A 13,931-nucleotide genomic window follows, 5' to 3' on the forward strand; every position below is an offset into this window, starting at 1 on the left:
TTATGCGCGTACTTCTTCCTTTTTTGGCGCTGTATCGTCGTCATTGGTTCCTGATTTGTCTGGGTATAGTGCTGGCTATTATTACCCTGCTCGCCAGTATAGGTTTACTCACGCTATCGGGTTGGTTTCTAGCGGGAACAGCCATTGCAGGTCCCGCAGGGTTATATACGTTTAACTATCTACTACCAGCAGCTGGCGTGCGTGGGGCGGCAATAACTCGCACTGCGGGCCGTTATGCCGAGCGAGTTGTCAGCCATGACGCCACATTCCGTGTATTGGCGCATCTACGGGTATTTGCATTCCAGAAGATCCTACCGCTATCCCCTGCCGGTATTGCTCGTTTTCGCCAAAGTGAGCTACTGAATCGCTTAGTCGCCGATGTTGATACACTCGATCATCTCTATCTGCGGGTGATATCACCGCTGGTTGCCGCCATTGTCATCATCGCTGCTGTGACTTTTGGTCTGAGTTATCTGGATGTCAATCTGGCCCTGACTCTGGGTACCATTCTTCTTGGGTTATTATTGTTAGTTCCGCTGGTTTTCTATCGTGCAGGTCGGCCTATTGGCCACGATTTGACTGATTTACGCGGGCTTTATCGTTCACAACTGACCTCGTGGCTACAGGGTCAGGCTGAGTTGTTAGTTTTTGGTGCATTACATCGCTTTCGTGTTTCATTAGAAGATATTGAACAACGTTGGATGGGCCGCCAAAAGCAGCAGGCTTCTCTGGCAGGTTTAGCACAAGCATTAATGATTCTGGCCTCAGGTCTGACAGTAACACTGATGTTATGGTTGGCTGCGGCAGGGATCGGTGGAAATAGCCAACCAGATGCATTGCTGGCCTTATTTGTCTTTACTTCTTTAGCGGCATTTGAAGCTCTACTACCCGTAGCGGGTGCGTTCCAACACTTGGGGCAAGTCATTGCCTCCGCAACTCGTGTTGGTCAATTAATGGAACAAAAACCAGAAGTGACATTCCCTACTCGTGGTCCTGAGCCAGGCTCACAGGTGGCGCTAGAAGTGACAGGGTTGAGTTTTACCTATCCACAGCAACCCTTAGCTGTTTTACAGAACATATCGCTGTCAGTGACCGCAGGAGAGCATATTGCACTATTAGGCCGTACGGGTTGCGGTAAGTCCACATTATTACAGCTATTAACACGGGCTTGGGATGCCAATGAGGGCAAAATTACACTGAATGGGAAACCTTTAGCCAGCTATGATGAAGCTACACTGCGTCGGATGATGACGGTCGTCAGTCAACGGGTGCATATATTCAGCAGCACCTTGCGCGAAAACCTACTACTGGCCTGCCCAGATGCGTCTGATGCGCAACTAAAGGTGGTATTGCAGCAAGTTGGTTTAGCGAACTTGCTGGATAACAGCGAGGGGCTAAATGCCTGGATGGGTGATGGCGGACGTCCATTGTCTGGTGGTGAACAGCGGAGGCTAGGTATTGCCCGTGCACTGCTCCATCCAGCGCCACTTTTACTACTTGACGAGCCAACTGAAGGTTTGGATGCGGAAACCGAGCAACAGATTTTGTCGCTATTGCGTCAGCATTGTCAGGAAAAAAGCCTAATCATTGTAACTCATCGCTTACACGGTCTGGAGTATATGGATCGAATCTGCGTGATGGATGGTGGAAAAATCGTTGAGCAAGGTGATCATCAAAGCTTGTTGCAGAACAAAGGGCGCTATTACCAATTCCATCAACGGCACTGAGACAAAGGTGATGTGTGATCACCAATGGAACACAGGCAGATAATCAACAAATTTGTAGCTAATATTAAGTAAAGCTGCTGAAACCAAAGCAGTATTGTCTGTCATTGATGATTAAATCCAACCTTATGACGTGGCAGATAGCAAGCTAATATCTGCCACGCCAAACGCGAAGGATATGGGCCTGTAAACGTCACCAAGGGGATTTATGCGCATCACACAGCTTTCATCTCAATCATTCGTGTTCCCCTCCCCTGAGCTGGCTCTGCGCGAACCCAACGGGCTATTAGCTCTTGGCGGGGATTTATCTGCACCTCGCTTACTGGCAGCGTACCAACGAGGGATTTTCCCTTGGTTCAGTCCAGGTGAGATGATTTTATGGTGGTCGCCTGACCCTCGGGCGGTGTTGTTTCCTGAAGATTTACATATTAGTCGAAGCATGAGGCGCTTTCTGCGCCGTTGTCCTTATCGTTTTACACTCAATCATGCTTTTGAAGATGTCATCCGCGCCTGTGCTTCTCAACGCGATGAGGGAACTTGGATTGGTGAGGATGTACAGCGAGCTTATAGTCAACTGCATGCTTTGGGTCATGCCCATTCAGTTGAGGTTTGGTTGGAAAATGAACTGGTTGGCGGTTTGTATGGGATTGCTGTCGGTTCTCTGTTTTGCGGTGAATCCATGTTTAGCCGGGCTGACAATGCGTCAAAAAGCGCATTAATGGTTTTTTGTCATCATTTTACCCATCATGGTGGAGAACTGATTGACTGTCAGGTCCTCAACGCTCACACTGCGTCGCTGGGTGCGATTGAGATCCCACGCAACTTTTTTTTGCAGCAGTTGAGTCAACTCCAGTTTAGTCCACTACCGGCTGAATGCTGGTTACCGCAATCGTTGAATGTTTCATCCGCGATGCAGTAAAGCTCAACCACTGATAAAGAACCCCACATTAGGCTTTATCCCCCTCTTACCGGCAGACTAATTTTGCGGAAATGGTGCGATGACCGCCAACACTTCTTTACATAATGTGGGTTTTTCGGCATTATCTTGCCGGTTAAAAACTAAGGTAGTTACACCTAGAGGATTCGATGGCCAAAGAAGACAATATTGAAATGCAGGGCACCGTTCTTGATACGCTGCCGAACACCATGTTCCGTGTTGAATTGGAAAACGGGCACGTGGTAACCGCTCATATCTCCGGTAAAATGCGTAAAAACTATATCCGCATCCTGACGGGTGACAAAGTCACTGTAGAGCTGACCCCGTACGACCTGAGCAAAGGCCGCATTGTCTTCCGTAGCCGTTAATCGGCTAATCTGTCGCAAGTCGCCGACTCGCGAGCTCTGAGGATGTAGTCCCCCTCCGGCGCCCTTCCTATCATGGCAAGGGCGTTTTGCGTTTTCTTTTATTTGTCGGTTTGATGCGATCCATTCATCGCAAAACTTATTTATCGAACAAACAAAAGCAAAATGTGCAAAAAAATAAAAAGGGCGATAGCTAAATTAGCTTATCGCCCTTTATTTTTCTGAATATCAAACTATTACAGTATTAGCTACTGACTGACCTTAGTGAACCGCACCTTCAGTTTTGCGTTTCTGTGCGCTCTGAAACTCATAAGCCAGTTGCTGTTTCTCTTTATCCAGCCCAACGGTGACCGAACCACCATCAACTAGAGAACCAAACAGTAACTCGTTTGCCAGCGGTTTTTTCAGGTTTTCCTGAATGACCCGCGCCATTGGTCGTGCGCCCATTGCCTTGTCATAACCTTTATCAGACAGCCAATTGCGTGCTTCTTCGCTGACTTCCAGCGACACACCTTTAGCATCTAATTGCGCCTGCAATTCAACGATAAATTTATCGACGACTTGCTGGATTACGGCCGGTGACAAGTGGTTGAACCAAATAATGTTATCCAACCGGTTACGGAACTCCGGCGTAAACACTTTTTTGATCTCTTCCAGCGCGTCAGTGCTGTTGTCCTGTTGTTTAAAACCAATAGAGGTGCGCTGTGTTTCCCGCACACCGGCATTGGTGGTCATTACCAGAATGACATTACGGAAATCAGCTTTACGACCATTGTTATCCGTCAGTGTGCCGTTATCCATCACCTGCAATAACAGATTAAACACATCTGGATGCGCTTTCTCAATTTCATCCAACAACAGAACAGCATGCGGATGTTTTATGACCGCATCGGTTAATAGACCGCCTTGGTCGTAGCCAACATAGCCTGGAGGTGCACCAATCAGGCGGCTAACCGTATGACGCTCCATATATTCTGACATATCAAAGCGCAGCAGTTCGATATCCAGTGCTTTCGCCAATTGCACCGTGACTTCCGTTTTACCGACCCCAGTTGGACCAGCAAACAGGAAAGAACCAACAGGCTTATGCTCATGGCCCAACCCTGCACGACTCATCTTGATGGCCTCTGACAGTGCCTCAATGGCCTTGTCCTGACCGAATACCAACATATTCAGACGGTCGCTCAGATTTTTCAGTACATCGCGATCACTCGCAGATACCGTTTTTTCCGGTATACGGGCGATACGGGCAACCACGGATTCAATATCCGACACATTGACCGTTTTCTTACGCTTATTTACCGGCATCAGACGGCTACGCGCCCCTGCCTCATCAATTACGTCAATTGCTTTATCTGGTAGGTGGCGGTCATTGATATATTTAACCGACAGCTCCACCGCTGCACGTATTGCTTTCGCGGTATAACGCACATCATGATGCGCTTCATATTTTGGTTTCAAGCCATTGATAATCTGAACAGTTTCTTCCGGTGTTGGTTCAGTAATGTCAATTTTCTGGAAACGTCGCGCCAACGCACGATCTTTTTCGAAGATATTGCTGAACTCCTGGTAGGTCGTAGAGCCAATAACCCGGATCTTGCCACTGGATAACAGTGGTTTGATTAAGTTAGCAGCATCGACCTGCCCACCTGAAGCAGCACCCGCCCCGATAATGGTGTGAATTTCATCGATAAATAGGATGCTATCTTTGTCATTTTCCAACTGCTTCAGCAGCGCCTTAAAGCGTTTTTCAAAATCACCACGATATTTAGTACCGGCGAGCAGAGAACCTATATCTAATGAATATAATGTGCACTCTGACATGACTTCAGGAACATCGCCCTGCACTATTCGCCAGGCTAGACCTTCCGCAATAGCCGTTTTACCGACGCCAGACTCCCCCACCAACAGCGGATTATTTTTACGACGACGGCACAATACCTGAATGGTGCGTTCTAGTTCTTTGTCGCGACCAATAAGCGGGTCAATGCCGCCAACGCGGGCCAGTTGATTCAGATTGGTGGTGAAGTTTTCCATACGGTCTTCCCCTCCTGCCTGTTCTTCATTCACCGGATTTTCTGCATTCGGTGCTTGACCCGGTTCGTCCTTACGGGCGCCGTGGGAAATAAAGTTCACTACATCCAGACGGCTGACATCATGCTTACGTAGCAGATAGGCCGCCTGAGACTCTTGTTCACTGAAGATGGCGACCAGCACGTTGGCACCAGAGACTTCATTGCGCCCTGATGACTGGACGTGGAAAACCGCACGCTGTAACACGCGCTGGAAACTGAGCGTCGGCTGGGTGTCGCGCTCTTCTTCACTCACAGGTAATGTCGGTGTGGTTTGTTCGATAAACGCTTCCAGTTCTTGGCGTAATGCCACCAAGTCAACTGAACACGCTTCCAACGCTTCCCGCGCGGCTGGATTGCTTAGCAATGCCAGCAGTAGGTGCTCCACGGTCATAAACTCGTGTCTGTGCTCGCGCGCTCTGGCGAAAGCCATATTGAGACTGAGTTCAAGTTCTTGATTGAGCATAGGCACCTCCCAATAATTGCCTTAATCAGGCTTTTTCCAGCGTACAAAGCAACGGATGCTCGTTCTCCCTGGCGTATTGATTTACATGTGCGACTTTGGTCTCTGCCACCTCGGCAGTAAAAACACCACAAATCGCCTTTCCTTGGTAATGCACATTGAGCATCAGTTGTGTTGCACGTTCAATATCATAAGAAAAGAACTTTTGCAGAACGTCAATCACAAATTCCATCGGTGTGTAATCGTCGTTGTTTAGTATAACTTTATACATAGACGGCGGTTTGAGCGCCTCGATTTGTTTATCTTTGACTAAATGTTCAAAATTCAGCCAGTCGTTGTTCTTGCCCATTGCCTGCCCATCATTTCACTGAACCATACAGGAGCAACATCTCACTCCGGTTATAAGACCATTTCATGCAGATATCTATTATTATTTTAACATCACTTATGCCATAACGCCGCCAGAGAAAGAAGTTGGTGTATTCGCATTAAAAACGGTTAAATTGTATCCAAATAAGTACAATAGCGTTAGCTACATCAAACTTTGAAGAACTGCCTCAGTAAGACAAAAGCCGCCCCCTTGACGTTAAGGCCATTTCCACTAGAGTGTATTTTCGTGAGCTGTTGGAGTTTTAACCAATTCGCGCTCACTTTAACCAGTGATTACCTCATCTCGAACTAGAATAGCCTTGCGAGGAACGTAGAAGTATGGAGACGGGTACTGTTAAATGGTTCAACAATGCCAAAGGTTTTGGCTTTATTTGCCCTGAGGGCGGCGGCGAAGATATCTTCGCTCACTATTCAACTATCCAGATGGATGGCTACCGAACGTTAAAAGCGGGTCAGATGGTTAACTTTGATGTCCATCAGGGACCAAAAGGAAACCATGCCAGCCTCATTGTTCCAATCGGGTTAGAGGTGGTATTGCAAGAAGCTGTACCGCAGGAACTCGCTGCATTGGCCTGACACCGCGCACTTCTCTGCCTGTTTATCTCAAGCATACCATCACCTAAAACACGCTGGTGCCAAAGGTATTGCCAAGGCGATTTGTTGCTATCTTACATCGATAACCATTCAAACATCTGTTCAAAATGCCAGCCAACAATGACTGGCATTTTTCTTTATTACTTTCCTATTATGCGGCCAACGTCGCTAATATCAACCCTTGACTCAATGTCAATTATTCACGTGCTAATGCATCAATAGGATTTAACCGTGCAGCACTGCGGGCCGGTAGATAGCCAAACACTACCCCTATTACCGTTGAGCACAGGAAAGCACTGAATAATGCCATTGGAGGGAAAGCAATTTGCCAGTTAGGTAAAAACATTTCCACAACCAAACCAATAGCAAAGGAGAGTGAAATACCGAGCGCCCCACCGACCAGACAAACCAAGATCGCCTCAATTAAAAATTGCTGCATAACATCACTGGAACGCGCGCCTACGGCCATACGAATACCTATTTCACGGGTACGCTCCGTTACCGACACTAGCATAATATTCATGACACCAATCCCACCAACCACCAGCGAAATCACTGCCACCAATGTCAGAAACAGTTGCATGGTTCGAGTGGTTTTCTCCGCGGTTTGCAGCAAGCTATCCATGTTGTAGGTGAAGATATCTTTCTTACCATGGCGCATAGTCAATAACCTGACCAACTGCTGTTCGGCCTCTTTGCTGCTATAGCCCTCTTTGATGCGAATAGTGATCGAGTCAAAATAGGAACGGCCCATCAAGCGACTCGCCATGGTGCTATAAGGAACCCATACTCTCAGCGCTTTACTGCTACCAAACATGGATTGCTTTTCCTCCACCACCCCCACAACCGTTGCAGGCATATTGCCAATCAATATGACCTGTCCGACCACCTCTTTAAGATGCGGAAACAAGCGGCGCTGAGTATTACGGTCAATGACCACGACTTGCGATTGGCGTTCAACCTGCTCACGGGTGATGGCCGTTCCTTGTTCGAGTTTCATACCATACACTCGAAAATACTGTTCGCTAACCCCGGAGACGCTGGCCGCCACATCAATATTGCCATACCGCAGCCGCATACTACCGGCGATAGTCGGGGATACGGCACTGACATAAGCTTGCGCTTTCAATGCGGTCATATCATCGTGGACCAGCGCTTGCCGGGTACTGGGGTCGTCATCACCAAAATCTTTGCCCGGATAGACATCAATCGTATTAGTGCCAATTGCCCGAATATCTGCCAATACCAACTGTTTCGCCGCATCACCAACGACCAAGATGGAGACGACAGATGCAATCCCGATAATGATGCCCAGCATCGTCAGCGCAGTACGCATTTTGTTGGCTGACATTGCACGCCAGGCCATCAATAGCGCCTCACGGAAACGACCGGCTAATTGTTGCCATGATGGTGCTGGTGGCGTCAGGCTGATAGCTTCCGACGTGGTGACTGTTTGCGCTGCTTTCGAACCAGAGTCGGCCATAATGCGGCCATCTTTGATTTCAATAATCCGCTCCGCCTGAGCAGCAACATTCGGATCATGGGTCACGATAATTACCGTGTGCCCTTGCTGTTGTAGCTGTTTCAGGATAGCCATGACTTCGACACTGGAATGGCTATCCAGTGCCCCAGTCGGTTCATCAGCCAAAATCACCTGCCCGCCGTTCATCAATGCACGGGCAATACTGACTCGCTGCTGTTGCCCACCAGAGAGTTGATTAGGCTGATAACCAACACGTTCGCCTAACCCCAAGCGGGTTAATAACATGGTCGCCCGTTCACGGCGTTCACTTTTGCCCAAACCAGCATAAACAGCAGGGACTTCCACATTATGAGCGGCACTCAAGTGAGGCAGCAGATGGTAGCGCTGGAAAATAAAACCAAAATGCTCACGACGCAATGCCGCCAGCGCATCATTATCTAATGCCGCAACATCTTGGCCGGCGACACGGTAAACACCGGCACTCGGCTTATCCAAACAGCCAAGAATGTTCATCAGTGTCGATTTACCTGAACCGGAAGCACCAATGATAGCTACCAGCTCGCCAGCATGGATAGTAAGTGAGACATCCTGTAAAACATCAACGGTTTCTTCGCCGGACTGATAGCTACGACGGATGCCTTTTAGTTCAAGCAATGCCGACATTATGCTTCCTCCGCCCCGCCGCGGCTCACAATGACATCCTCACCCACTTTCAAGCCCGAAACCACCTGCGCATCGACGTTATTACGGATGCCAATGGTCACTTCGCGTTTTTCTTCCTTGCCATCTTTCAGTACCGCGACCTGATAGCGATTAGTCCCCAACTCATCCCCTAGCGCTGACAACGGGATAACCATCGCTTGCGGAATATTCGCTAACTGAATTGATACCTGCGCAGTCATTTGCAGGCGCAATAATCGATCCGGATTCGGTACTTCAAAACGCGCTGAATAGAAAATGGCATCATTCACTTTTTCTGGTGTAGGTTGAATGTCTTTTAATACCCCATCAAAGCGTTTCCCAGGATCGCCCAGTACGGTGAAAGACGCTTTCATTCCCGGTTTGAGGTGAATAACGTCAGCCTCTGAAACTTGTGCATTCACTAGCATAGTGCTCATATCTGCCAGCGTCAGAATATTGGGTGCTTGTTGCGCGGCAATCACAGTTTGGCCTTGTAAGGTTGTGATTTGCACCACATCACCATCCATTGGAGCCGAAATCTTGGTGTAGTCCAGATTAATGTTGGCGGTATCCAGACTGGCCTTAGCTTTGTTAATCTGCGCATTGATAGTCTCAACTTGCGCCTTTTTCACCGCCAGAGTCGTGGTTGCTTGATCCAAGTCTTGACGTGAAACCACCTGTAATTTCGCTAAGTCTTGTTGGCGACGCAGTGTCACTGCAGCCAGTTGCATCTCGGCTTTCGCCTGCCCTAACTGTGCATTCAAATCCTGCAATGTGGCTTCCACTTCTTTAATTTGGTTTTGCGCCTGCTGTGGGTCAATCATCGCTAGCAATTGCCCTTGCTTAACTTGATCGCCAATTTCCACATACAGTTTTTCTAACTGTCCGCTGACCTGCGCACCAACATCGACTTTACGCACAGCATCAAGTTTACCGGTTGCCAGTACATTTTGTTGCAGGTCACGATTAGCCACTTTTACGGTTTGAAATTGAACCGGTGCAGGCGCCATTAGGTGCCTAATAATGAAAAAGCCACCGATAACTAACGCAGCAATTGCGATAAACCATCGGCGCTGACTTCTACTTAACTGCATCAAAGCAATTACCTTCCTTAAATTGAAATAACTAATCCGCTGAAAATAGCATCGGAAATTCTCATTTAGCTAAACCAGATATCAATGCCCATAGAGCAACAGGTGAAATCTAAGATGCATTGAGACTCCGTTTAGTTCCTGTTTGTTTCAATGTCGCTGGAAATATATTGATATAACGGATTTCATCATGCATAACATTAACAATACCGCATTAATCCCTAACAATATTAACCGTTGGGGGTTAATTACATTGCTATTCAAAGGTCATCAAGCACTCGGTGGTTCATGGAAAGAATTACAGTTTCGGCTTAAATTTATTGCTCGGGCCTTAATCTGCCCAAGGTTGACCTTTAACTTCCTCGGTGTTTTGGTGAAGCAGCCTCTTCTCAACAGCATACTACGCGCTCAACCTGATTTGCCTTGTAAATTACATCGTCCGTATCTGGCCAATACACTTAATAACCGCCAGAAACTTGGGGTACTACAGGATCATTTCCAGCTGATGAATCAATGTATGCCTGAATCATTACGTCATAACTATTTGCATTACTTGCCTTATAAACTGGCAGAGTTAACGGGCAAAAATGATGAAAAGTATTCTCTTTATTTGGGCTGTTTTCCGAAACTCAATAAAGAAGGCGAAATTACGCTGATGCTCGCCAATGAGCAACAGCAAACACTGGCACTGCTGACGTTCAGTCTCTTTTATTATCAAAATCAAAAAACTTTATTTATTGGTGGGTTACAGGGCGCAGATAATGGAACCCCGCACAGCGAAATTCAAACCAGCACTAAAGCTTGTTACGGCTTATTCCCTAAACGTTTAGTTTTGGAGGCCACTGGCTGTTTGGCTGAATTGATGGGAATAACTAATATTATCGCTGTAGGAAATGCCACTCATATTTATCAAAACTGGCGTTACCGGGCGAAGAAAAAAGATAAATTGCACGCAGATTACGATAATTTCTGGATTTCTCTGGGTGGAACACAGTGCACGGATGGTCATTTCCGCTTACCGGCCAGAATTGCACGTAAGCCGATTGAAGATATTGCCAGTAAAAAACGTGCCGAATATCGCCGCCGTTATCAGTTGCTTGAACAGCTTGAGAGCGGTCTGAGCGCGCATTTTACCCGCGACTAAACTCAGACCGCCTACATTCCCGCTAATCAGCACGTCCGCGCGCTAACCACACCACACGAGAAAACATTTTTTTCAGTAACGGGGGGATCGACTCTACCCCCCAGTCCCGCGCTTGGCTGGCAACCTCAATGGCTAAATCTGGCTTGGACGTGCGATGAATCGCTTTCTCAATCACCCTACGTGGCTGCATTTTGGCATTATCCGGAATGCCGGAGATCCGGTGATACACCCCGTCAAAACCTTCGCGATACAAAAAGTGCTCCATATCGGGTGCCGGTAATATCGTCAAGCGATCACGTTCATGGTCACGGCCATCATCCGCCATATTCCGTACCGTCGCGGCATACTTTTTACCCGCATCATCACCATCAGTCAGAACATGCCACTGTATTCCCATCCTGTTGGCAAATTTCAACAATGGGCGCAAACCACTCTGTGCAAATTCAATAACTTTGACCCCCTCAGCTTCAAAGTGATAACCACACTGGCGTGCTAATTCATTGAGTAACCAAATTTCTGTTTCACCTTCAACCAGTAGCCAACAACGAGCAAACAGTGCTGAAGGGCGGTTAAAACGAATATGGAAAGCGATGCGGCGGCTATCTTCAGAACTCATTCCTCGTGGGCCAAGACGGTAAGTGGCAACTTTAGAAGACTCACGGACCAACCGACAAATACTCTCGATTGGCACTAATGAGATTAACTCACCTGAGTTGGTGGTGGTGATGCGTTGCAGAGGAAGTTGACTGAGCAGCCCCCAAGCAACAGACAGCATAATCGGATGTAAACGGGTTTCAGGGTCTTCTACCAGCAGCAGTGGTCGAGCATGTGGGTCAAGGCTTAACGGCCCCTTTGCTTGCAGCAATGTTGAAAACATTCCCAGTAGAATTAATCGCATACTGCGGCTATTTGGCTCCGCGACCATGCGATTAATACTATCGAGAGCGAGCCAAGCCTCACGCTCCGGCTGCGGACGATAGCGATGATTACGCAAATTTGCTGACTGCGACCCCTGCTCGGCAAAGTAGTGCTCCAGCAGCTGGCGCATCGCTTCCAACCCTTGGCGCAGCTCAGAATTCGTCAGTTTCTGTGGATTACGCACTAACTCGCGACTCAACTGATCCAATTGTTGATTCAATGCGGCCTTATCAGGTTCACGATTATTTTCAGCAGCGGTATTGCGTAGACGACGGATAAAACGCGCATCCCGCAATCGCAATACGGGATGAATACGAATCACTCCCCGCGCCAATTTTTCAATATCGTGCAAAGCGAGTGGTTGCCCTTCTAAGTCGAGGAAACTACGCCAAGTGCACACCGTGTCGTCGTCCGCCAACTCTCCCTCGATACGATAATAAATACGATGTAAACCATCGTCGTTTTTTATCCATAGCGGCGCTAACTGGCGATAACGGGGGGCTCGCCAGTGACCAATATCTTTTTCGCAAAACGTGAAGATAATTTGTAAATGGCGTTCTTTGGCACTTTCATCGCCCGCTGGGTGATAAAAATCCTGCGAGGTGAAATGATAAAGTTGAGGTTCGGGGGACAACAGTAATGTTAAGGCGTCTAATAAGCTGGATTTGCCCCAGGCATTCTCACCGATGAGCACTGTATTATCATCAAGATTCAATGAAATGCGATTAATTCCGCGAAAACCAACAATATCGACACGTTCAAGATACATGCTACGCCTCCGGTGCGAATGTATTCATACTGATATTATCAGATAGCGGGCTTAATCTATTACCTGATTATCTGAAACAAAAAAACCTTATAGGTCAAGTACCACGGCAACCGGTGTTGCTTTACTCTTTCCCTGATTTTAGATAGCTTATTGCGCCACAGCCCATTATTCATCTGCAAATAATACCCAAAGTCATTGGCATTTCAGTAAGCCTCAATGAAAAGCGGTATAGGACGGTATAACTCGTGTATTCAGGATTGCTAATCATTCTTTTGCCGTTAATTATTGGTTATCTGATCCCACTTAGCCGCAAATCATTAATTCAGTTGATCAACCGCTTATTGAGCTGGATGGTCTACGTTATTTTATTTTTTATGGGCATCAGCCTGGCATTTCTGGAAAATCTCAGCGCTAACTTGCTGCTTATTTTCCAATATACCAGCGTCTTTTTTCTGTGTATTTTTTGCGCCAATTTATTCGCCCTGTTTTTACTTGAACGCAAAACTCCTTGGAAAAACACGCATCGTCAGGAAGCGTTACCGTCACGTCTGCATATGGCGTTGGAATCATTAAAACTGTGCGGTGTGGTCATTGTTGGTTTTCTGCTGGGGTTGACCCAATGGGCATGGTTGCAGTTTGCCGCGCAGGGTAGCGAATTGGCGTTGATCTTCCTGCTCTTTTTAGTGGGCATTCAATTACGTAACAGTGGCATGACTTTACGCCAAATTGTCTTAAACCGCCGAGGCACCATTGTAGCGTTTGTGGTGGCGGTCAGTGCATTAGCTGGCGGTGTACTCGCCGCAGTCTTGATGGGGTTACCAATTAAAACTGGATTGGCTATGGCTTCTGGCTTTGGCTGGTATTCATTGTCAGGTATTTTATTAACCGACACATTCGGCCCAGTAATTGGAAGTGCCGCATTCTTCAACGATTTGGCCCGCGAATTAGTGGCTATTATGCTGATTCCAACCTTGGTACGCCGTAGTCGCTCCACAGCACTGGGCTTGTGTGGTGCGACCTCAATGGACTTTACTCTGCCGGTATTACAGCGCAGTGGTGGTATAGAAATGGTTCCCGCAGCTATCGTACACGGCTTCTTACTGAGTTTGCTGGCTCCTGTCTTGATTGCTTTCTTTTCCTCTTAATCTTCCTGTTGCGCAGAGGGTCTCTTGGCTCACTGCGCTACATTCCCATCAAAACTGAATAAATTCTCATTCGCAGCAAAAGTTGCGCCAAATCAAAACAAGTTAAAGTTGCATAAGAAAAGCCTTTTTAAACCTCCATAGCGCATCTATGCTTT

Annotated in this window: 11 protein-coding genes; 6 read left to right on the top strand and 5 right to left on the bottom strand. The window is 47.4% G+C overall.

Annotated elements, in window-relative coordinates; all coding sequences use genetic code 11:
• The first annotated feature begins 2 nt into the window (after positions 1–2).
• The 3 genes from cydC (at position 3) to infA (ending at position 3,029) form a co-directional block, all read left to right on the top strand.
• Positions 3–1,727, top strand: coding sequence for a heme ABC transporter ATP-binding protein/permease CydC (gene cydC, locus HUZ92_RS03720; RefSeq protein WP_050295318.1), 1,725 nt, complete (start codon positions 3–5; stop codon positions 1,725–1,727).
• A 205-nt stretch (positions 1,728–1,932) separates the two neighbouring features.
• Positions 1,933–2,643, top strand: a complete 711-nt coding sequence (aat, locus tag HUZ92_RS03725) for a leucyl/phenylalanyl-tRNA--protein transferase (RefSeq protein WP_050097102.1) — start codon at positions 1,933–1,935, stop codon at positions 2,641–2,643.
• A gap of 167 nt (positions 2,644–2,810) precedes the next feature.
• The gene (infA, locus tag HUZ92_RS03730; protein WP_002211347.1) at positions 2,811–3,029 is read left to right on the top strand and encodes a translation initiation factor IF-1; all 219 of its coding nucleotides are present in this window, start codon (positions 2,811–2,813) and stop codon (positions 3,027–3,029) included.
• Positions 3,030–3,287: 258 nt separating this feature from the next.
• Here the strand turns inward: infA and clpA are convergent, their stop codons facing one another.
• Together clpA and clpS are read right to left on the bottom strand one after the other, a co-directional pair.
• Positions 3,288–5,564: an ATP-dependent Clp protease ATP-binding subunit ClpA gene (clpA, locus tag HUZ92_RS03735; protein ID WP_050097101.1), complete on the bottom strand. Its 2,277-nt coding sequence runs from the start codon at positions 5,562–5,564 to the stop codon at positions 3,288–3,290.
• Between the two features lie 25 nt (positions 5,565–5,589).
• Positions 5,590–5,910: an ATP-dependent Clp protease adapter ClpS gene (gene clpS / locus HUZ92_RS03740; protein WP_004389612.1), complete on the bottom strand. Its 321-nt coding sequence runs from the start codon at positions 5,908–5,910 to the stop codon at positions 5,590–5,592.
• A 359-nt stretch (positions 5,911–6,269) separates the two neighbouring features.
• Between clpS and cspD the strand changes: the two genes are divergently transcribed.
• Positions 6,270–6,527: a cold shock-like protein CspD gene (gene cspD, locus HUZ92_RS03745; protein WP_050097100.1), complete on the top strand. Its 258-nt coding sequence runs from the start codon at positions 6,270–6,272 to the stop codon at positions 6,525–6,527.
• Positions 6,528–6,741: 214 nt separating this feature from the next.
• Here cspD and macB read toward each other — a convergent pair whose 3' ends face one another.
• Together macB and macA are read right to left on the bottom strand one after the other, a co-directional pair.
• On the bottom strand, positions 6,742–8,691 hold the full coding sequence (gene macB / locus HUZ92_RS03750) for a macrolide ABC transporter ATP-binding protein/permease MacB (RefSeq protein WP_050139712.1): 1,950 nt from the start codon (positions 8,689–8,691) through the stop codon (positions 6,742–6,744).
• Positions 8,691–9,803 carry a macrolide transporter subunit MacA gene (macA, locus tag HUZ92_RS03755; protein ID WP_050097098.1) on the bottom strand — a complete coding sequence of 371 codons (1,113 nt, stop codon included), beginning with the start codon at positions 9,801–9,803 and terminating at the stop codon, positions 8,691–8,693. The genes macB and macA overlap by 1 nt, the downstream gene beginning before the upstream one ends.
• 187 nt (positions 9,804–9,990) lie before the next feature.
• Here macA and HUZ92_RS03760 point away from each other — a divergent pair, with 187 nt between their 5' ends.
• Positions 9,991–10,944: a VirK/YbjX family protein gene (locus tag HUZ92_RS03760; RefSeq protein ID WP_050097097.1), complete on the top strand. Its 954-nt coding sequence runs from the start codon at positions 9,991–9,993 to the stop codon at positions 10,942–10,944.
• A 22-nt stretch (positions 10,945–10,966) separates the two neighbouring features.
• On the opposite strand, the gene HUZ92_RS03765 is transcribed toward HUZ92_RS03760, so the two are convergent.
• Complete coding sequence (locus tag HUZ92_RS03765) at positions 10,967–12,631, bottom strand: ATP-dependent endonuclease (protein WP_050097096.1); 1,665 nt, start codon at positions 12,629–12,631, stop codon at positions 10,967–10,969.
• 245 nt (positions 12,632–12,876) lie between these two features.
• Between HUZ92_RS03765 and HUZ92_RS03770 the strand changes: the two genes are divergently transcribed.
• A complete protein-coding gene (locus HUZ92_RS03770) occupies positions 12,877–13,776 on the top strand; it encodes a LysO family transporter (RefSeq protein ID WP_050097095.1) in 900 nt (299 codons plus the stop codon).
• The last annotated feature ends 155 nt before the right edge of the window (positions 13,777–13,931 follow it).

The organism is Yersinia vastinensis (genome assembly GCF_902726565.1).
Lineage (GTDB): Bacteria > Pseudomonadota > Gammaproteobacteria > Enterobacterales > Enterobacteriaceae > Yersinia > Yersinia vastinensis.

What these genes read in the sequence shown, in the direction of transcription:
- cydC (WP_050295318.1), top strand. Translation starts at nt 3, where the DNA reads ATGCGCGTACTTCTTCCTTTTTTGGCGCTGTATCGTCGTCATTGGTTC.
- aat (WP_050097102.1), top strand. Translation starts at nt 1,933, where the DNA reads ATGCGCATCACACAGCTTTCATCTCAATCATTCGTGTTCCCCTCCCCT.
- infA (WP_002211347.1), top strand. Translation starts at nt 2,811, where the DNA reads ATGGCCAAAGAAGACAATATTGAAATGCAGGGCACCGTTCTTGATACG.
- clpA (WP_050097101.1), bottom strand. Translation starts at nt 5,564, where the DNA reads ATGCTCAATCAAGAACTTGAACTCAGTCTCAATATGGCTTTCGCCAGA.
- clpS (WP_004389612.1), bottom strand. Translation starts at nt 5,910, where the DNA reads ATGGGCAAGAACAACGACTGGCTGAATTTTGAACATTTAGTCAAAGAT.
- cspD (WP_050097100.1), top strand. Translation starts at nt 6,270, where the DNA reads ATGGAGACGGGTACTGTTAAATGGTTCAACAATGCCAAAGGTTTTGGC.
- macB (WP_050139712.1), bottom strand. Translation starts at nt 8,691, where the DNA reads ATGTCGGCATTGCTTGAACTAAAAGGCATCCGTCGTAGCTATCAGTCC.
- macA (WP_050097098.1), bottom strand. Translation starts at nt 9,803, where the DNA reads ATGCAGTTAAGTAGAAGTCAGCGCCGATGGTTTATCGCAATTGCTGCG.
- HUZ92_RS03760 (WP_050097097.1), top strand. Translation starts at nt 9,991, where the DNA reads ATGCATAACATTAACAATACCGCATTAATCCCTAACAATATTAACCGT.
- HUZ92_RS03765 (WP_050097096.1), bottom strand. Translation starts at nt 12,631, where the DNA reads ATGTATCTTGAACGTGTCGATATTGTTGGTTTTCGCGGAATTAATCGC.